Raw genomic sequence first — 21,269 nt, forward strand, 5'->3', positions numbered from 1 at the left:
AGATAATTAAACTTTTGGTTTACGTTCAGGACTGCCAGGAGTGAACGTTATCTTTGGCAGCTCAGACGTTTTCAGGCCTGTATCACGCTCCCCCAGTGAAGTCTGCCTTACTGATAAAAATTCTTTCTGTCGTTTATCAAAAATTTTATTACTACTAAGACTGCGCACCAGATTGACGTGGGATTTAAATTTAGTCACCACACTCATCATACCCTTTGTCAGCGGGCTTTTATGTTTTTCTGCCAGAAAAATCTGGTCAAAAATACTTCTCACTGATGGTGATTCAGTTATCCACCATATCCGTGAAGTCTCCAGCACTTCAGCAAACTCTTTCAGCAGTTTTTTTTCATCCGTTGTCAGTGGCTCAACATGGCTGTCATCCCGGAAAAAGTGCACCCTGTCTTGCAAACTGCTCAATTTTTTTAAGTTCCTTCCACAAATATCCGTCATCAGCTTCTTCATGACCGGCTGATACAAATGATAGTCTGCGGGCTTTAATGCTACAGAATATTTCGTATTACCGGTTGAGCTGCACGCTGCCGGACGCTCTATATTAACGAATGGTTTATTACCGTAATCACTTTGGCTACCCGGGCCTGCAACATCGGCTAAAGGATCCTTCCCTGAAAAGCTCCAGACCTTTTCAGGCACCAGCCAGCGGGCACTTTCTGTCGCTTTTGCCCGCCGGTCACCGCCAGTTTTTCCACCGGTGACTAATTCCTGCAGGTCCAGCGTTCCCGGAATAAATTGACTATCAACCCGCAACATAACATGGTGGGTATGATCCTCTTTTTTCACAAAAAGCCTGGCTGGTGACGCCAATAACCATTGGTTAAGCTTCTGCCAGCAGCCCTTCAGTTGTGACAGTCTCGTTTTCAACTCAGCGATGGAGTCCAGTGCGGGCTCTCTCAAATCAAAGGGGTGCATCATATCCGGTAAATCCAAACCACTGATTGACGATGGGGCGGGCATTACCTCATTGCATTGACTCATGTACTTTAATAAATATGACCAACTTGAAGCCAGCTTATAAACTACACAACATCTCTCATCTTGCTTTGAAGCATATTTATCTGGTGTTGAACCCTCACTGACCTTCGACCCTGCCTGCTCATACACTTTATTTTCAAAGTAGTTTTTACAGGTTTCCCCTCCTCCACGAAGATTATCTGTTGAGCGCACCCGAAGAAGAGAAACGGCTGCTGGTTTTGCATCCTGCACCTGATCACCGGGCAGACCCAGATAGTCTATTACTCTCGCTGTAACACCAAATTCCAAAATATTTTGCCTTCTGAATAGCAGATCAATTAAGGCGATGTAGATTTAAAAAACATGAAAAAGTTCAGAGGCATGAACCATTATTTATGAAGTGGTCTAATGACTCCTGAACCCCCATCTGAGAAGGTTCAGGCCGCCCCGGGAGATTCCTGACAGTTAACCCGGATATGTCACTGCCAACAGTCAGGCACCAATAAAATCAAAAAACTCCTGTAAATTAGCAGGCAAGTTGCCAGATGGTCGGCGCAAGATCCCGAGTTCGTCATTAAACAAGGAAATATATGCCATGATTTGCAGAACAGGCAGCTTAAAAACCAACTGGTTCAGTTCTTCAACCGATTGTGGTTTGGGTATGGAACCAGCATGACCCTCACGATATTTTTCCCAGAAGTAATAGACCGCAAGCCGGAAGACCCGGTTATCTTCAAACACGTCACCGAAAGCTTTGTTATCCTCCAATAGTTTGGCACCATAACTGAGCAGCAGAACCAACCGTGATAATTTGTCGGTCTCCCGTAAACTGTAATCACCACTGCTCATGGAGGTAAAACTGGGACGAACCCGAAATAAATTCGGGTCCGCCCCAAGTTTCAGTAACAGCAAAACGGTCTCCAGAGTACCGAAATTCAGGGCATAAAATAACGGTGGCTCATCGCAGCTATCGCTCTGATCCAGGTTAAACCCCTGATCAATCAGTTCGACAATCTTGTCATTCGCCCCACTGGCAATCCATTTGTAGATATCGTCTCTCTCCTCGAATGGATCCTCAGGATATCGATACCACCAAATTATCGGCCCAGTGTCGCTTGTACCTCCCGAAGCATCACGTTTTACTGATTCCGAATGTTCTGAGCATTCAACGTTTCGCTCTCTCAAAGTGCTACCGGCAAACTGGTGGTACTGCTGAGTGCTCAACAGAGAATTAACCGAAGCCTCAGTTGGCAATGTTTCAGAGGTTTCTGGTAGCGGTCGGGGGAAATCTGGCCGGACAGCCAAATGGTGGTTGATCATGCTTGAATACTCTGAGTTGGCCAGCGTTTGTTTCGTGCGACATTTTGACAACATTAACAACGGAAAAGTTCTTGAAAATAATTCCAGGACTTGACTGTCTGGCGGATGCAAAGTGACAGAACTGCCTTTTCTTAGTAAAAAAAGGCCTATGTAACTCAAACCATTCTTACCATGACGATAACACTGGCGATTATCTCCTCCCCATTTAACGTATAGAAATCAGCAATTGTTACACAACAGTGAATTGATATAACTGCAAACAACCTGGTTATTAAGGTATTGATTTGATACGGCAACCGGACGTCCCCCCCAACAGGCACAGCCATCGACCCGCAAACTCTGGCACCCCCGCCCACAGAACCGGAGGGTCGATGGAGAGGGCTGGGTGTGACCATCCAATCCGGGGGGATTGCGCTTCTCCAGTCGTTGAACCCTTTCTCTGATTTATCCAGTTCCAGCCCTCCGGTATCCGGTGTCGTAAGCCCTGCTGCCGACATGAATCCTCAGGGCCTTGATGGCCGGGCCAGTCATTTCCTGCAGTTCACCGCACTGGCTGGACGGGCAATATCTGCCTATACCGGCCTGCCCTCAGAAGTCATTAGCCTGCTGAGCAATCTTGCCAACCTTTCGGTTGCGGGTCGGTTTGCCAGGGATCAGTTTAATTCGTTCACAGCCCGTGCCGATTTTCTACCCGAGCCTGACACACACAGAGAAAATACGCTGGGCGAAACACCGGAAACAGCTAAAGAAAACCCCGGAAAAGCGCCCCGGATCCCACCACCACAGCCCGATAGCCCCGTGACCACGACACTCCGGGCAGGCCAGCTGCCAAACATGCCTCTGGCACTGGGCGCTCTGGCGAGCCTTTCCTTTGCAGGCGCGTCAACAGCATCCGGCGCTGACACCCCGGTTGACGTGGCGGATGCCGAGACTCTGGGCAAGACCTGCCATGATGCGGAATCATGCAGCAAAAAATATCGGCTGACTAAGGATATTGATGGTAGCCAGTTAACCCGCCCCATTGGTAATGAAGCCCATCCGTTTACCGGCCAGTTGGACGGTCAGGGTCATACCATTGGCAAGCTCTCCCAATGCCTGGTAGAAAACCTTGAGGGCCGTATCGATAACCTGACCCTTAGTGATGCCAATATAGAGTCAACCGTGCCAACCGGGGTAGCGGCTTGTAAAATATCAGGCAACGCCATGGTCAGTAATATTCAGGTTGAACGTGCTTGCCTCGCCACTGAGGGTGAAGGTGCAGACGCAGCTATTGGCGCAGGGATAAATTTCGGAGGAACCGTGACCAATACGACTGCGTTGAACTGCACGGTGACAACTTCCGGTAAAGCTGCACATGCCGGTATAGCTGTGGGACGTAAGTCCGGAGGAACTGTTACCAACACGGCTGCGGTAAACTGTAATGTGACAGCAGCGGGAATAGACGCAAGTGCCGGTACGGGTTCTGCCTCAATTACAACTACAACGCCCCCATCAACTGTGGCCACAGCATCCGACATGACCTTTTCCGGTCCGGGCGCTACCACATTCGCCCCCTCATCAACGCTAGCGGAACCTCTAAGTACTACTTAGGTAATAGCTTATATCGCCCTGGGCACTGTGATTCTTATCCTGGCCGGTGTTACCGGTGTGTGCACCTACCGCTATTTCCGCCAAAGATCATCGACTAATGCCGACCGTAACCCTGAGGACCCCATACCGCCCCCCCCGATGGGCCCCGGGTTGAGAGAGAGCTGTCTACTCCCCCCCCGGAACCAATACCCAACGCAACCGTTATCTCAGGCAAACTCAAGACCGCTGCCTGCTCTTCCCCGGAACGATTACCAACCGTTGTTAGTGAGGCCGGGGGACATGGGACTGCTGACAACTTTTCCCGAGAGCCATTATCAATCGTTGTCAGTCATACAGGAGAACATAGCGACAGTGAGCAGAAGCTCCATAGCGACGAACGTTGAAGAAGAACCTGACCCGCATAGTCCTGACAGCCCTGTATACCATGTGCTGACCGGGTATGAATCCGATGACCATGACGAATCGGTGATGATAGAGCTGACGGATATGGCAACAGTCAGTAACCCCATGGCGAGCACAGAACAGGAACCGGAGCAACAACGTCCTGATAGCCCTGATTAAAACAATGGCTACAGATATCTGCATTTCCATAATGTTTTCTGGCAATCACATCTCTACCTGCAGAAACTGGAATTACTGGCTATCTTATGTCCATATTGGTTTGTCAGGAGGTTCAAGTGTCCAGAGTCATTCAATTATGTCTTATTGGCATGATTGCCGTCTTCGCCACTGTCCAGTCATGCCTTGGTGGGGCAGAAACCAACGATAAAAACAAACCGCTCCTTGCAGAAATAACATCACCGATGCCGCACCGGGATTCGTCACTATCTGAATCAGATAAAGAAGCGCTCAAATCTACTGTCCTTGAGATGGTTCGAAACCTGAACACGTTTGACTTTGACGAGTTCGCCAGCTTCTTTGCTGAAGACGCATTAAAACTGTTAAAGCATCAGGTGCAACGCTACCACTCAAGTCATTTGTTTCAAATTATTTTTCCTGAAGGACGGGCAAAGGCCAATGAACTGAGTCCACAGGATTTTTATGTGCGAATTATTTCCAAATCAAAATTTAATGTGGGTATTTCCCGGGCCTACGAAATTCATGTGACCCCCAGGTTTCGTATGCGGGCAGATGATGATGGAGAGATTGTAACCGTGCTAACTATCTTCCCGGAGTCATACTCCGGCTATCAGACCAGAAGCGAAGTGTTTACCTTCAGGAAAGCGGGGAACCAATGGGTTCCGGAGGTTCCGGACTTTATTCTCAGCGACTTTAAATATGACCTGACCCGAAACTTTGCCAGCCCGCGCACGTTCTACCCGCTCTATCCGGTCATGGATACTTTCAATATTATGATGGGTTCCTTCAAGCCTTCGAGTTAACCCGGAAGACGAGATTCACGGAAATATTGTTCCTCGTCTCTGTAATCGCAATTCCTTCCGTGTGGCCTCGGGCAAAGGCAAAACTCTCGGATCACGTCCATTGAGATGTTTCCCAATGGCACGTAAGCTGGCACCTTTGAGCGACAGCGGTGTGGTTTTCGGGTTTATCTTATATTTACGGATAACCTTGCTGACCAACTTTCTGGTCAGCTTTTTATCCGCACGAGCGCCACACCTGAGCAGTTCAAAGGCAATATCAACCCGCTTTTTCCAGGCAGCTAACTCAAGGGGGGCTATCCTGTCGCCATCGACGCTATTAACATCCGCATGATAATCCAACAGCAAGTTCACACTCCTTAAACCCCCGGTGTGCACCGCAATAGCCAGAGGGGTGGTCAAGCCGGCTGACTTGCCATTAACGTCCGCACCGGACTCCAGCAACAGCTTCGCGATCTTGATATCCCCCAATCTCACCGCTTTGTATAGTGGCGTTTCGTAGCCCGAGCTTCTGCTATTAGTGTCTGCCCCATGCTGCAGAAGTAGCTTTACGGCATTGATATGCCTATGGTAGACCGCCCAAAACAACGGGGTGTAGCGTCCCTTGGTATTGGCGTCAGGATTCGCACCGTGTTTTAGCAATACCTTCATGACCTTAATACTGATAGGCTTTTCCTTAAGGATAGAGTTCAACGGCGTTTTGACACCAACGGCATGATCGTCAGGGTTTGCCCCATGCTCCAGCAGCAATTCCAGGATCTTGATACGACGATGGTTCACCGCCGTTTTCAACGGGGAATCCTGATATTTCAAATAGTATTCTTTGCGAATGTTCACGCCTTTATGCAGTAGCCGTTCAACTTCATTGCGGCGTCCGGATCTGACAGCCATGACCAGGTCCAGCTTGTCCCGAACCGTAATTTTACGTTTCCCATGTGCAGTCGGTGTCTGGTAATGGGGACTGGTATCTTGTTTTCCGCTGGCCTGGTCAACAGGGTCGGAGAGGCGGGATTGGCTTGCCGGTGTTTCAATCCTGAGTGCTGGCGTATTGCTGATACTGTTCATGATGTCTGCTCTTCATCAGGGACATCATTAAAATATAGGGCTTACGCATTGATCTGATACACCATTTGCATGAAAACTGTATATAGGACCTTTTGACGTTTAGTTGTGAGCTCAGTAACAAAACGTCAACAGGCTCCCGGGAAAAGTGATGACTGCCAGAACAAGCTTTAGCCAGAAGAACGATCACTGTGGCCCGGAACCGGTTCAATCACCAGGCTGCCTTCCCGGATATTAAATTGAATCTGCCCATCAGCATTATGTCTGGCAAGTGATTCGATGGTTGCCGCCAGTTCCGGTGTTTTGACCAACGAGATCAATGGCATCCCGGCCAGCTCTTTCAGCAATGCCTTCTGAAAGCTGTCCACGATCATGGTTTTGAACAATGCCACTTCCAGGTCAATCCGGGCTTCCATAAACGCTATCTCAGTAAAATAAATGGCCTCATCTTCCCTGGAATATCTCAGCTGGGTGAAGCCGGTAATTTGCACCGGCAGTTTTTCCGTGACCATCCCCCCAAAGATATCCGCATCCACCTTGCCATCGATATGGAACATCAGGGGCTTGCCATCCCCCTGAAGAAAAATCTGCGGCGTGTCCAGATAGAGCTGCACCGCCATCATCGGCAGCATATCCAGATTGCGAATCTGTGGTGACAGAAAGCCTTTATCCACCAGCTGCTGAAACTGCTGCTGGCTGTAGACCTCCCGGTCATTTCCTGCACAGCCCCCCAGGAGAATAAGTGCCAGAGCGCAGAAAACGTTAGCGAGCCAGAATCTGGTTGGCCCTGGCAACAGCCTGCCCCCGATTGGAAGCCAGTGCATCTGCCCAACGGGTGGTTTCCGGCAACCGGAAGCGGGTAAGACATGATTCAACATAATGCACCGCCGTGTTCAACGATATTCTATGGCCAATACTGATATACAGTGGGCGGGTTGCGCTTCGGGTGCGCAGCACGCTGCCAATCACTTCATTATTATCCCGCAGTTCAACCCTGGCCCCTTTCCCCTCTGGCAGGGTATCACTGTGTCCACAAAGTCGGCTCTTGGCAACCCCAATGGCGGGCAGCCCGGTGAGCACACCAACATGACAGGCAACGCCAAAGCGCCGTGGATGGGCCATTCCCTGACCATCACACAGCAACAGATCAGGCGTTATCCGCAACTGGCCAAGTGCATCCAGAATCGCCGGGCACTCCCGAAATGACAGCAACCCGGGGATATAGGGCATCCGGGTCGGTACTTTGGCAATGGTGTAATCCAGCAGCTCCAGGGCGGGAAAAGCCAGAACCGCAACGGCGGCACGGGTTACCCGCCCGTTATCTTCAAAGCCAACATCAACACCGGCAACACGGGTGATTTCAGGCAGGTCATCCTGTTGGATCACCTGACTGGCCAGTGTCGTTTGCATGGATATGGCTTCGGCATAGGAAAGGTCCCAGCGAAGGTCAGCAAACTCAGACACTCAACCCATTCCTTAACGGCAGGCGAAGGGTGACCTCAAGACCCGGGTGGGCATTGCGGGCAGCAATGGAGCCGTTATGTTGTGATACTGCAGTACTGGCAATGGCCATGCCAAGACCCGTTCCATCATTTTCCTTACCCCGGGTTTCATCCACCCGGAAGAAGGGTTCAAACAGATCGTCAAGGGTCTCTTCAGGCACCCCCGGCCCATAATCACGAATACCAATCAGTGCCACATCATTGTCACGCAACAGTCGCACCTCAACTTCCGAGCCTTCCGGAGTGAAACGAATCGCATTTCTGATGATGTTTTCCACAGCACTGGAGAGAAACTCACGAACTGCCACCAGCTCAATGTTAGCGGTTTCTTTCAATACCACGGCCTTATCACGGGCCTGGGCTTCAAAGCTGCCATCGTCCACCAGCTTTTTCAGCATACCTTCGAGAGCTATTTTCTCGCAGGCCATGTTGGCCATATTATGCTGAATACGGGAAAAGTGGATGATCTGCCCGATCAACTGATCCAGGCGTTCTATCTCCCGTTCGATGCGTGCATGCTCTGCCTCGGCATCCGGCGTTTTCCGTCTGGCCAGCGCCAGAGAGATCTGCAACCGGGTTAACGGCGACCTCAACTCATGGGACACATCCCGCAGCAACCGCTCTTTACTGAACACCAGAGACCCTACCTGCTCCGCCATATGGTCAAAATCCCTGGCCAGCTCACCCAGTTCATCCCGGCGTCTGGCAACCTTGCCGCCCACCCGGGCTCTCAGGTCGCCACGGGCCAGCTTTCTGGATGCCCGCTGCAAGTTCCGAATCGGCCCCACCAGGTATCGGGCCAGAACCACACAGAGAAAGAAACTGACACCCAAAGCCAGAATAATAAGATGCCACTGACGTGCAATAACCTGTTGCACCCGCCAGTGTACCAGCATTGGCATCTCCTTGGTGAGATACAGTTCATAGGGGGCATCATTCAGGGTAATTCGCTGTGGGCCGACCACCACCACCCCCCTGCGAAAGGTAATGGTCGGATCGCTGAGATTCCGGGTTTTATTGTAGGCAGAAATCAACTCTTCAGAGATCGACGCACTGCCCAGAATATTCCCCTCGGTATCGAACAGGTAGTAACCACTGCCGGGGAACCGGGGAATGGGTAAATGCACGGAAGTACGGGAGAGCAGCTCCATTTTACGGGCCGCTATTTCCAGCTCACGAAACAGCGCCCGCCGCTCGGACAGAAAGTCCGAAGGGTCCACGGTAATGGCAAAGGCCAGAAACAGCGTCACCAGCATGGCAATCATGGTCAGCCAGAACCACAGAAAAATCTTCCAGAAGACACTGTGCCATGGCCAGACCACCAGCCCGGGGATTTTAACTCGCACTGGCAACCCCATCAGCCCGGAAGAATATAAAAGTAACCAGACCCACGCACGGTTTTTATCCTTGGATTGCCGTCAGGCCGGGTACCAATCTTCTTGCGCACATTACTCACATGCATATCAATGGCCCGATCATAAAGTGTCAACTTACGGTTAAGGGCGATCTGGGTCAGGTCATCCCGGGAAATCAGTTCACCGGCCTTTTCAATCAGCGATTTCAGCACCAGAAATTCAGTGGCCGTCAACTCCAGTGGTTCACCGGCAATGGCGGCCTCACGGTTGGCCAGATTCAGGGCAATATCATCAATCTGCAGGGTTCGGCTGGTGCCTTCCGGAATCAATGGTGTGCGCCCACGACGCAGAATAGCCTTGATTCTGGCCACCAGCTCACGGTGATTGTAGGGCTTGGGCAAATAATCATCCGCACCAATTTCCAGACCGATAATCCGATCCACATCATCGCCACGGGCAGTCAGCATCAGAACCGGGATGTCCGACTGCTGGCGAATCTGCTTCAGGGCATCAAAACCGTTCAGTTTCGGCAAGGTTACATCCAGTAGCACCAGGTCGTGCATCCCGGACAGAGCGGCATCGACCCCGGCTTCACCATCATGAACCGCAGAGACCGTAAACCCTTCTGTGGCCAGATATTCCACCAGCAATTCACAGAGCTCGATATCATCATCAATCAGCAACAGCCTGGCACTGGTTTTGCCTGCACTTATAGAGTGACTCATAGCATGTGCTCCATAAAAAAAAATACCCCGCCTTGGGGGAAAGCGGGGTTAAAGGTACAGCTCATATAGTAACTGATGGTATGGCCAGTCTGCCCCCCGCCCGGGTTTTCTGGCTGCCTCTGCTCATTGGTTTAATAAAGAGGCTTGCCCAAAGCGCGGGACATCATATCATTCATCAAACAGGAATGCTTAGTTAAACAGCGGCAAGACAACATCAGCCCCGGACAGTAACGACGTTGATCACTGTTCCTGAATCTCGGACTCAGTGTATTGACTTGCATCTCAATCGGGTCAATAGATCCGGTAAAAGCAGTGTAAAGCCCTTATTTATTTCATTTTAAATAGTAAAGGATTCGCCAATAGCGGTTTTCCACATGGCTATAGATGGATAAACCTCATACTATCCGTCACATACCATAACCCTGTATACTCTCAGCCCCTTTGCTGGGGCATTTCCCTATTGGCATACCTTCCCCTGAAGTTATACAAGGCCACTGAGACCTTCTTCCCTGAGGTATGAGGTTTGCCAAGAGAAATAAGCGGCAGGCATTGTGCTCAATGCAAACATTACTCAGTGTATCCAACGCTAATGCCCGCCCCAAAAAGGTCTTGGACGTATGGTATCAACAGGCTGCATTTTATAGCGGTATTGGCAGCCATCAAAATAGAGATGAGCTTAAACTGATGTCAGCCACATCTCATTGTTTTTGCGGGTCCTGCAAGAATCTGCCCCATTACGGAGCTATCAATGATTGCTAACAACACTGATCATAAACTCGGAAAATGGCTTCCGATAGGCGCTTTAGCCGCTTCTATTTTTCTTCTGGCCGGTTGCTCAGATGACCAGCCTCAACATCAAATGCCTCTCCCCGGTGTATCGGTTTTCAGTGTGATCAATCAGGAAGTAGGCGACTATTATGAATACGTTGGCCGTTCAGAAGCCATCAATGAGGTAGATATCCGTGCCCGTGTAGAAGGCTTTCTGGTCAAAAGAAACTTCACTGAAGGCGGTATGGTTGAACAAGGCCAGCTGCTTTACGAAATTGACCGGGCACCATTTGCAGCTGCCCTCAAAGGTGCCGAGGCCCAGCTGGCAAGCAGCAAAGCTTCCCTTATTAACGCCCGGAAAAACCTTGAGCGTAGCCGGGATCTGGTAAAACGGGGAGCGATCAGTCAGGCTGACTACGATAATCAAACCAGCTCGGAAGCCCGGGCGGTCGCCGCTGTTGAAGCAGCGGAAGCCAATCTGGAAACGGCTCAGCTGAATCTGGGCTACACGCAAATTTCCGCACCCTTCACGGGGGAAATTGGCAAATCAACCTACAGTGTTGGCAATCTGGTGGGTCCCACCAGCCAGCCTCTGGCTACGTTGACCAGCATGGATCCAATCTATGTTACCTTTCAGGTGGATGAACGACAGCTGATCAGCCATCTGGCAGAACACCCCGGAGCCATAACGGCGCAGGAAGCCAGCGTTGAGGTCGAAGAAAAAAGCAGGTTCAAACTCTCTCTCAGACTGCCAAATGGCACTGAATACGACCAGCCAGGCACCTTCAGCTTTGCCGACACCCAGATCGATGAAACCATGGGTACCCTGACCCTGCGAGCCACCTTCCCGAACCCTCAGGGTATTATTCTGCCGGGCCTCTACGTCACGCTGCAGGCAGAAAGCAATCAGAAAACGCCCATGGCCCTGATTCCCCAGGCCGCAGTTCAGCAGGATCAGTCCGGCTATTTTGTCCTGGTTGTAACGCCGGAAAATGTCGTTGAAACCCGACAGGTGGAAGTCGGTCGTCGTATCAATGCCATGTGGGCGGTAAAATCTGGCCTTAAGCAAGGTGAGCAGATTATCGTTCAGGGCCTTCAGAAAGTGCGTCCGGGCAGCAAAGTATCGCCAACCCTGGTTAACGTAGACCCAACCACCGGTACGCTTTCATCACCCGCTTCCGCCAAGCCACAGGAGCAGGATATCTGAGATGATCAGCCAGTTTTTTATTAACCGGCCCAAGTTCGCATTCGTCATCTCGATTGTGATCACCATGGTCGGTCTGATCTCGCTGACAACGCTGCCAGTGAGTATGTTCCCGGAAATCACGCCGCCCCAGGTAACCATCAACGCCACCTACCCGGGTGCCGATGCAGAAACCCTGGAATCAGCGGTTATGCGCCCCATTGAAGAACAGGTAAACGGGGTTGAAGGGATGATTTATATGGACTCCAAAGCCTACAACAATGGCAGTGTGTCCATCACCGTCACCTTTGATTCCGGCACCGACCAGGACATCGCCATGGTCAATGTGCAGAACCGGGTAGCCGCTGCCGAACCGAGTTTGCCCGAACAGGTTCGACGACTGGGCATAAATGTACGAAAACAGTCGTCCAACATGCTGCTCGGGGTCAACCTGGTGTCTGAATCCGGCAAGTTTGATCAGGTCTACCTGAGCAACTACGCCAGTAACTACCTGTTAGACCCAATGACCCGTATCAAGGGCGTAGCGCAGGCTCAGGTGATGGGTGCCATGACCTACAGTATGCGCATCTGGCTGAACCCCAGTCGCATGGCGGCACTGGGTGTCACCACATCCGACATCAGTAACGCCATTAATGAGCAGAATGCCATTGTTGCCGCCGGACAACTTGGACAAGCCCCCAATCAACCTGATCAACAATTTACCTATACGATTCGAACCCGGGGACAGCTGGAATCCCCTGACGCTTTTGGCAATATCATTATCCGGGCAAACCCGGATGGCTCTTTTGTCCGCATCAAAGACATTGCAAAAGTGGAACTTGGCTCCCAGAACTATGAGGGTGATGCACGGCTGAACCAAAAACCTACGGCATTTCTGGTTATATACCAGCAACCGGATGCCAATGCCATGGACGTGGCCAAAGGCGTGAAAGCCCAGATGGAAGAGCTGAAGAAGGACTTCCCCCAGGGCATGGACTATACCATCAAGTTTGACACCACGGAGTTTATTAACGAGTCCATCAATGAGGTGGTGAAAACACTGTTTGAAGCCGTATTTCTGGTTATTCTGGTGGTATTCCTGTTTCTTCAGAACTGGCGTGCAACTCTCATTCCTGCCATCGCCATCCCGGTGTCGCTGATTGGTACCTTTGCGGTCATGCAGGCACTGGGGTTCTCCATCAATACCATCAGTTTGTTTGGCCTGGTATTGGCCATCGGTGTTGTGGTGGACGATGCCATTGTCGTTATTGAAAACGTTGAACGACTGATCACAAAAGAGGGCATGGCACCAAAAGAGGCCACCCGCCTGGCGATGAAAGAGGTTTCCGGCCCCATTGTTGCCACTACCATGGTACTGCTGGCGGTTTTTGTGCCCGTGGCGTTTATGCCGGGCATTACCGGGGGGCTCTATACCCAGTTCGCCGTGACCATTTCTGTGGCGGTACTGATCTCCTCGGTCAACGCGTTAACCTTAAGTCCCGCGCTTTGCTCGGTATTACTGAAAAAAGGAAGTCTTGACCAGATTGCCTGGCTGAAGCCGGTAGACACCTTTATTCACAAGTTGACCGGGGGTTACCAGGGCTGGGTAACACTTTTACTGCGCCGTTCCATTCTGGGCGTTGGCCTTCTGGCGGTGATGCTGGGCAGTACCGGCTTTATGTTTACTACCACACCTGGCGGCTTCGTCCCAAATGAAGACCAGGGCTTCTTTGCGGTCAACATTCAGCTGCCAGATGCGGCTTCATTAAATCGCACCCAGGAGTTGATGGGGGAAATCACCGACCAGATTCGCTCCGAACAGGGTGTGGATAGTGTTATCACCATTTCCGGCTTTAGTATCTTCAGTGGTTCCAGCAGTAATGCGGCGCTGGCCATTGTCGTATTGAACGATTGGTCAGAGAGACAGAGTCCCGAGCTGCATCAGGACGCCATTCTGCAAAGAACCCAGGCAAAATTGTGGTCACTGCAAGAAGCACAGATCATGGCTTTTGCCTTCCCACCCATTCCGGGTCTTGGGTCATCCGGTGGCTTTGACTTCCGGTTGCAAGACACCATGGGACGCTCACCCCAAGAGCTCAGCCAGGTCATGAACGGCCTGATTTACCAGGCCAACCAGCAGCCGGAACTCGCCCGGGTGTTTTCAACCTGGCAGGCCAACGTGCCACAATACCTGCTGGATGTAGACCGTCAGAAGGCCAAAGCCCAGAATGTATCGCTATCTGAAATTTTCATGACGCTGCAAACCCAGCTGGGCTCACTGTACGTGAATAACTTCACCCTGTTTGGCCAGAACTATCAGGTCAACCTGCAGGCTGAAAGTGCTGACCGGGCCGGACCGGCTGACCTCAGCAAGTTCTATGTCCGTAACAGTCAGGGACAAATGGTGCCATTGACCACGGTGGCTTCCCTGAAACCCGTGCTGGGCCCCAGCAGTATCGGACATTACAACCTCTATCAATCCGCCAACATCAGTGGTCAGGCTGCTCCGGGTTACAGCTCCGGTGACGCCATTGAGGCAATGGCCCGACTGGCACAGAATCTTCCCCAGGGTTATACCTATTCCTGGTCAGGCCAGTCTTTACAGGAAATCGAAGCAGGAAACCTGGCTCCCATCCTGTTTGCGCTGTGCTTCCTGTTTGCCTACCTGTTCCTGGTCGCCCAGTACGAAAGCTGGACCATGCCACTGGCCATCATCAGCGCCGTGCCTATTGCTACCTTTGGTGCCTTTGTGGGGATCAATATCATGCGACAGTGGAATCCGGTGCTGGCCAATGACATCTATGCCCAGATCGGGATGGTGCTGTTAATCGGTATCGCAGCAAAAACGGCGATTCTGATCGTGGAATTTGCCATGGTTCAGCGTCGGGAAGGCAACAGTATTTTTGACTCAGCCATCAATGCCGCTGGCCTGCGTTTCCGTGCCGTCCTGATGACCGCCCTGTCCTTTATTCTCGGGGTAATGCCACTGGTACTTGCCACGGGTGCCGGTGCCGCCAGCCGTCAGATCATCGGTATCACGGTAAGTTCCGGTATGTTGGCGGCCACTATCTTTGGCACCCTGCTGATTCCGGTGTTCTATCTGCTGCTGCAAAGAGTGCGTGAGCACTTTGATCCTGACAAGGCGCATAGTTAATTGAATCAGGAGAATGATGTGTACAATCTCCGTTCACCCTGAAGCGGAGTCGAAGGGTGATTGGCACAGTATTCAGAGGATGGAGTTTGCGCCTTTCGACTCCGCTTAAGACGAGAAACGGTATTTATAAAGCACGACTGTTATGAGGCATCAGAGGATCGGCCAGCCCACCAACCGTCAGGTTCAGCGAATTTTTCGGAATGGCTGCGGGCTTGATGGTTGCTGTGCCATCTTCGCTAATTAACCATTGCTGCCCACCAGCCCTGACCGACAGAGGCCTGTGCAGAGCATCGGCGATCAGTGTCAGTGGATGGTTTTCGGGCAGCTCATTGGCTGGTAACCAGTCCTCTGTGGTAAAGCTTGACCAGTATTCAGGCCCGTAGCAACGTCCTTCTAATTGCGCACGTTGAACCTCCTGCCTGAAAAGCGCAGACGACAACTCTTGATCATCATTGGTAGCAAGTGAGGAATCATCATTGGTAGCAAGTGAGGAATCATCATTGGCAGCAACTGAGGAATCATTACCGCTCGCCCCCCCGTGCTCACAGGCTGTCGGTCTGGACATAAGATGCCTGTCTATATCCTCCCCGGTTTTTTCCAGTGTCATTCTCAACGGGGTTACCTGCCTTGTCAGCTTACACCAGGCCTCTTGCAATTTTGCCAGATCGAAGGGGGCTATTTGCGGTTGATCCTGCTGACCATGTGCAGGTTTTCTTCGACTTTTTGGCAACTTGTGGTTTCTTTTCAAAAACTGCAACCGATCGTTCCAGATACGTTCTATCTCATCAAAAGTGGCTTCAATCTGACTAACCAGCACTACCTCTGCCCTGATACGCTCATGCAAAGATGCCAGCTCATCCAGAAATTCATTGTCCAGCCCATCAGTACGAAGAATTAATCCCGACAAGGTGCTCAGCGCATCATTGACACTATCAAGCCAACCACAAATCTTCGTTATATCAGTAACGTCCCGAATGGCCTTTTTGAACTGCTTGCCCAAAGCCGGTGACGGCAGCACACCTGCTTGCAATAAACGCCCATAGGAATAAATGAACTTCGTATGAGAGGCAATCCGGTCGAATTCTTTATTCATTTTTTTATCAAGCATATCCGTAAGAGCAAAATAAGCCTCGGCCTTGACTACTTGAGTACTCTTGGGATCATCGACAACTGATTGAATCATTGCCGTGACCTCAGCCATTGGTCGATCAGCAATAAACGCCTTTACCGCATCCTGCACCCCCTGCGGCAAAGGTGCTTCCTCCGGGACTTGTGAATCTTGCCGGTTTATCGACTGGGCAGCGAGTTCTGGCGCTTTTGGCTGCACCGGTTTCCGGAAACCATAGCCCCTGGCCATTTTTTGTTTCAGCTTCCCGCTGATCTCCCGTTTTTTCCTGGTGTTCTCACGCTCTTCTTCACTGACCAGGCGATCTATTTGCTTGACAGATTCTTCCTCCCTAAGGGCATGAATCAATAAAACGTCTCTGCTGGACCCTTCTACGAATCTTTGAAAACAGTCATTGAGCTCTGAGCACTCAGCTTCAGACAGGGAAAACATCCGCTCAGCCTTTTCCATCACATCTTTTAACAACATCTTGATAGTTTCGATATTCTTAAACTCATTATTGCCAAGGTCTGACAATTTGATGCAAACCAGGCACGCTAACGCCTTCGATGCAAGATAAAACAACCATTCGATATCGTCTAATTCAGCAGTTATGCCATCAATTTTGCCATCAATCAGTTTGATGAACTCCCTTAACAGCTTGCACGCTGGGACAAATTCGCCAATACACAGTGAAGCGCTAATCATTTGTATTACTTCGAAAATTTTATAGCACTTAAACAGGTCTGATTTGTTCGACACGGTCTTTAACCAATTGCTCAACCCTTTAACATCAGAACCTAATCCACGATTCAGGCCATCTTTGTCATTCAGCTGTGCGTAGTGACTGACAGCATCATCAAGGATTTTGATCAGAGACAAAGCAACAACGTTATGACTATTGGAAACTGATTTCATGTGCACATCACAGTTCTCATGCTTGCCCAGGAGCTGTTCATGCAAACTGGTCAGCTCGGCACAGACATTCAGAAGTTCCATGGATTGTGATATGAAGACATGCCAGTGCTGTGCCAGACGATCATCACTGACGGAGTTCAGGTATGACTCCTGGCCAAGATCACTGACGGAGTTCAGGTATGACTCCTGGCCAAGATCACTGAAGCAATTGCCATATTTCTTTGCGAACATCGCCATTTGGTATGCGACTGGCTCATCGCTTTGATATTTTGCAGATACCGACTGCAACACAAACACTATCCTGATTACCGCCAGGTAGCGTTTAAAGCACAAATTCATGTACTCAAATTGCAAATCAAAGAGTTGATATTTAAGTTCTTCACAATTTATTCTTGCGTCTTTTCTCAGGTTACTCGGGATTTTAGGCAGCTTGAGTCTTTCTTCAGTCACCATTTTTTTGAACTGATCAACTTTCTTTCGATAACACTCCATAAGCCTGAGGCCTTTAGTTGACTTTGCTGTAAAGCCCATAAGGTCATAGGAAAACTCCAGATTTTGGAGATGTGCCTTGAAAAAAGTCATTAATTCATCGCAACTTTTGGAACAGGATAATTCTTCATGGTGCTTAACCTTTCTTTTAGTCAAGCTTTTCTCAGGCACTTCTTCGGCGGGTATTTTCAACGGAGTATTTTGGCTTACATTCAAAACCCCGGGCATCTCAGCCAAAGAACCGCCGGAGTCAATCTTATTGCTGACATTATCAGCTATAGCTCCCCCCGGTAATTGATGTTCACCACCAGGTGCACTCACAACAGAACGCTGTACATAGTCCATAACTGCTACCCGTATAGTTTATAACCGGGAAAATTTCTTAATAAGGACAACGTAAAACCTCTTTTGTTCCCTGATTGTGCAGGCTGACCTGTCCCTGTGAACTATCACGAATATTGTTTTATACCTGTTACATACAACAAATGTCGTATTTAATTACCACCGCCTTTCTCAGATGAGGCAGTAATGAAGAATCTTGACGGCCGTCGGTTTCAGATTCCCATAGAGAAAAAATTCGATTTAAAGCAATACAGGACTGGCATGCAGGCATGAGTCCTATCAATCTTGCTCACAAGTATGGATCCTCAAGAAAAGTATTATTTATAAAGCACGGCTGTTATAAGGCGTCAGTGGATCGGCCAGTTCATCAACCGTCAGGTTCAGCGAATTTTTCGGAATGGCTCCGGGCTTGATGGTTGCTGTGCCATCTTCACTAATTAACCATTGCTGCCCACCAGCCCTGACCGACAGAGGTCTGTGCAATGCCTCGGCGATCAGTGTCAGTGGATGTCTGTCGGGCAACTCACTGCCTGGTAACCAGTCCTCAGGGGTAAATTTTGACCAGTATTCAGGCCCGTAACAACTGCCTGCTAATTGCGCCCGCTGAACCTGCTGCCTGACAAGCGCAGAAGGCACCTCCGGTTCATCATTGGTAGTGAGTGAGGAATCATCATTGGCAGCAAGTGAGGAATCATCATTGGCAGCAAGTGAGGAATCATCATTGGCTGCAAGTGAGGAAGCATCATTGGCAGCAAGTGAGGAATCATCATTGGCAGCAAGTGAGGAAGCATCATTGGCAGCAAGTGAGGAATCATCATTGGCTGCAAGTGAGGAATCATCGTCACCGCCAGCCTCCCATTGCTCACAGGCTGCCGGTCTGGACATAAGATGCCTGTCCATTTCCTCCCCGGTTTTTTCCAGTGTCATTCTCAACGGGGCTACCTGACTTTTCAGTTTACCCCAGACCTCTTGCAATGTTGACAGATCGAAGGTGGCCATTTCCGATTGACCTTGCCGATCTTGTACAGGTTTTCTTCGACCTTTTGGCAACTTGTTGTTTCTTTTCAAAAACTGGAACCGGTCTCTCCAGATGAGTTTTATCTCTGCAAAAGTGGCTTCAATCTCACTAACCAGCCCTACCTCTGCCCTGACACGCTCATGCAAAGATGCCAGCTCATCCAGAAATTCCTTGTCCAGCCCATCAGTACGAAGAATTAATCCCGACAAGGTGCTCAGCACATCATTGACACTGTCAAGCCAACCACAAATCTTCGTTATATCAGTAACGTCCTGAATGGCCTTTTTGAATTCCACACCCAAATCATACGATGGCATAACACCTGCTCGAATTAACTGCGCATAGGAATAAATGAAGGACGTATGAGAAATAAACCGGTTGAATTCTTTATTTATTTTTCTGTCAAGCATATCAGCAAGAGCGAAATAAGACTCAGCCTTAACCACTGGCGTACTCTCGGGATCATCAACCACCGATTGAATCATTGCCATGACCTCAGCCATTGGTCGATCAGCAATAAACGCCTTTACCGCATCCTGCACCCCCTGTGGCAAAGGTGTTTCCCGTGGTGGGGTTTGTGAATCTTGCCGGGGTGTCGACTGAGCAGCGGGTACAGGTGCTTTTGGCTCCACCGGTTTCCGGTAACCATAGCCCCTGGTCATTTTTCGTTTAAGCTTCCCCCTGATCTCCTGTTTTTTCCTGGTTTTCTCTGATTCTTCTTCACTGATCAGAAGGTTTAATTGCCTGGCAGATTCTTCTGCCTTCAGGGCGTGCATCAGTAAAACATCTCTGTAGGGCCCTTCTATGAATCTTTGAAAACACTCATCAAGATTTGCGCACTCAGCTTCAGACAGGGAAAACGTCTGCTTAACCTTTTGCGTCACGTCTTTAAACAACTTTTTGCTTGCTTCGATACTTTTAAGATCATTATTGTCAATGTCTGACAAGTTGATGCAAACCAGGCACGCTAACGCCTTCGAAGCAAGATAAAACAACAATTCGATATCGTCCAGGTCAGCATTTTTGCCAGCATATTTACCATCAATCAGTTCGATAAACTTGCTTAACAGCTTTTTTGCTGTGTCATATTCGCCAATACACAGTGAAGCACTGATCATTTGTATCACCTGGGTAACTTCATAGCACTCGAACGGCTTTTCTTTGTTCGACGCTGAATTTAACCAATTGCTGAATCCTTTAACGTCAGAACCTAATCCACGATTCAGGTCTGCTTTTTCTTTCAAATGTGGATAGTGATTGACAGCATCATCCAGGGTTTTTATCAGAGACAAACCGACTGTGTCATTGATACCGGATATCAGGTCAATATACCGTTTATGCATACACGCATCCTTTCCAAGCAGACCATCAGGCTTGATCGGGATCTGGCCATTCAAAATGGCCATATCGGCACAGACATTCAGAAACTCCATGGATTGTGACATGAAGACCTGCCAGTGCTGTGACAAGCGATCACCATTGAGAGCATTCGACAGTAACTGCTCGCTACTACTGATGGTTTGTCCATACTTTTTTGCGAGACGTGCTATTTGGTTTACGTCTGGCTCATCACCATAACGCAATGACGACAAATAGTGTAAATCTAACACTATTTGAGATACAGGTCTGAAGCGTTTGTGGCACAGAGCGAAGTATTCTTGTTTCAAAAGAAACAACTGATCTCTAAGCAATTCATATTTTTCATATTTTTTTCTTGCAATTGTTCGGTCACGTGATTTTCTACCCACCTTCTCTCTTTCATTAGTCACCATCTCCTCAAAAAGAGCAACATCCTCTCGAAAATGCTCCATAATCTCGAGATCTTTCATTGACTTAGGTGTAAAGCCACCTAAGTCATAGGAAAACTTCATATCTCTGAAAGTCTTGACGCAAAAAGAAAGTAATTCTTCACAACTTTTTACTTTGGATGATTCTTCATGACGGATAACCTTTCTCTTAGCCAGGCTTTTGTCAGGCATTTTTGCAGCAGGGTATTCCATGGGTGTTTTTTTGCTGCTTTTACTAACATTCGGACCGACGGAGTCAATGGTCTTGCTGGCATTATTGGTTATGGCTGCTGCCGGTAATTGATTTTCATCCCTTACCACATCAGGTGCACTGACAGCAGAAGGCTTTATACTTTCCATAACCATTACCTTTTATAATCGCGAATATTTCTTAACTTGGACAACGAAAAGCCTTTTTTGTTCCCTATCTATGCAACCTGACCCGGGCCAGATCAAAAACGAGCAGTTATATACGCCTCAAATCACTGAGAAAAAATAAGGACTTAATTAACCTCCCGGTGGAGCCCTTTTTTACCGGCTTTTTTTATCGGCTTTTTTATCAGCTTTTCTATCAATAGGGGAAAGCAGCCTGTCCCTGTGAAC

At 49.4% G+C, this 21,269-nt stretch carries 14 protein-coding genes; 5 read left to right on the forward strand and 9 right to left on the reverse strand.

Annotated features, from left to right (window positions below):
* Positions 1-6 precede the first annotated feature (6 nt).
* Both J7439_RS14935 and J7439_RS14940 read right to left on the reverse strand, forming a co-directional pair.
* The gene (locus tag J7439_RS14935; protein WP_209202783.1) at positions 7-972 is read right to left on the reverse strand and encodes a hypothetical protein; all 966 of its coding nucleotides are present in this window, start codon (positions 970-972) and stop codon (positions 7-9) included.
* Positions 973-1,461: 489 nt separating this feature from the next.
* Positions 1,462-2,289 carry a hypothetical protein gene (locus J7439_RS14940; RefSeq protein ID WP_209202784.1) on the reverse strand — a complete coding sequence of 276 codons (828 nt, stop codon included), beginning with the start codon at positions 2,287-2,289 and terminating at the stop codon, positions 1,462-1,464.
* Between the two features lie 387 nt (positions 2,290-2,676).
* Between J7439_RS14940 and J7439_RS14945 the strand changes: the two genes are divergently transcribed.
* The 3 genes from J7439_RS14945 to J7439_RS14955 all read left to right on the forward strand — a co-directional run bounded on the left by J7439_RS14945 (position 2,677) and on the right by J7439_RS14955 (position 5,261).
* Positions 2,677-3,879, forward strand: a complete 1,203-nt coding sequence (locus tag J7439_RS14945; RefSeq protein WP_209202785.1) for a M26 family metallopeptidase — start codon at positions 2,677-2,679, stop codon at positions 3,877-3,879.
* Positions 3,880-4,230: 351 nt separating this feature from the next.
* On the forward strand, positions 4,231-4,440 hold the full coding sequence (locus J7439_RS14950) for a hypothetical protein (RefSeq protein WP_209202786.1): 210 nt from the start codon (positions 4,231-4,233) through the stop codon (positions 4,438-4,440).
* 116 nt (positions 4,441-4,556) lie between these two features.
* A complete protein-coding gene (locus J7439_RS14955; protein WP_209202787.1) occupies positions 4,557-5,261 on the forward strand; it encodes a hypothetical protein in 705 nt (234 codons plus the stop codon).
* 15 nt (positions 5,262-5,276) lie between these two features.
* Here J7439_RS14955 and J7439_RS14960 read toward each other — a convergent pair whose 3' ends face one another.
* The 5 genes from J7439_RS14960 to J7439_RS14980 all read right to left on the reverse strand — a co-directional run bounded on the left by J7439_RS14960 (position 5,277) and on the right by J7439_RS14980 (position 9,902).
* A complete protein-coding gene (locus J7439_RS14960; RefSeq protein WP_209202788.1) occupies positions 5,277-6,323 on the reverse strand; it encodes an ankyrin repeat domain-containing protein in 1,047 nt (348 codons plus the stop codon).
* Positions 6,324-6,490: 167 nt separating this feature from the next.
* Complete coding sequence (locus J7439_RS14965; protein ID WP_209202789.1) at positions 6,491-7,114, reverse strand: hypothetical protein; 624 nt, start codon at positions 7,112-7,114, stop codon at positions 6,491-6,493.
* Positions 7,083-7,784 carry a deoxyribonuclease V gene (nfi, locus tag J7439_RS14970; RefSeq protein ID WP_353623067.1) on the reverse strand — a complete coding sequence of 234 codons (702 nt, stop codon included), beginning with the start codon at positions 7,782-7,784 and terminating at the stop codon, positions 7,083-7,085. The genes J7439_RS14965 and nfi overlap by 32 nt, the downstream gene beginning before the upstream one ends.
* Complete coding sequence (locus J7439_RS14975; RefSeq protein WP_209202790.1) at positions 7,777-9,168, reverse strand: ATP-binding protein; 1,392 nt, start codon at positions 9,166-9,168, stop codon at positions 7,777-7,779. The genes nfi and J7439_RS14975 overlap by 8 nt, the downstream gene beginning before the upstream one ends.
* A gap of 11 nt (positions 9,169-9,179) precedes the next feature.
* The gene (locus J7439_RS14980) at positions 9,180-9,902 is read right to left on the reverse strand and encodes a response regulator (RefSeq protein WP_209202791.1); all 723 of its coding nucleotides are present in this window, start codon (positions 9,900-9,902) and stop codon (positions 9,180-9,182) included.
* 748 nt (positions 9,903-10,650) lie between these two features.
* Here J7439_RS14980 and J7439_RS14985 point away from each other — a divergent pair.
* A complete protein-coding gene (locus J7439_RS14985; protein WP_209202792.1) occupies positions 10,651-11,877 on the forward strand; it encodes an efflux RND transporter periplasmic adaptor subunit in 1,227 nt (408 codons plus the stop codon).
* 1 nt (position 11,878) lies between these two features.
* Positions 11,879-15,007 (forward strand): efflux RND transporter permease subunit, encoded by a 3,129-nt coding sequence (locus J7439_RS14990; protein ID WP_209202793.1) that lies wholly within the window; start codon positions 11,879-11,881, stop codon positions 15,005-15,007.
* Between the two features lie 124 nt (positions 15,008-15,131).
* On the opposite strand, the gene J7439_RS14995 is transcribed toward J7439_RS14990, so the two are convergent.
* Together J7439_RS14995 and J7439_RS15000 are read right to left on the reverse strand one after the other, a co-directional pair.
* Positions 15,132-17,864 carry a hypothetical protein gene (locus tag J7439_RS14995; protein WP_209202794.1) on the reverse strand — a complete coding sequence of 911 codons (2,733 nt, stop codon included), beginning with the start codon at positions 17,862-17,864 and terminating at the stop codon, positions 15,132-15,134.
* Positions 17,865-18,182: 318 nt separating this feature from the next.
* Positions 18,183-20,489 (reverse strand): hypothetical protein, encoded by a 2,307-nt coding sequence (locus J7439_RS15000; RefSeq protein WP_209202795.1) that lies wholly within the window; start codon positions 20,487-20,489, stop codon positions 18,183-18,185.
* Between the last annotated feature and the right edge of the window lie 780 nt (positions 20,490-21,269).

Source organism: Salinisphaera sp. G21_0, from assembly GCF_017744115.1.
Lineage (GTDB): Bacteria > Pseudomonadota > Gammaproteobacteria > Pseudomonadales > Endozoicomonadaceae > Endozoicomonas.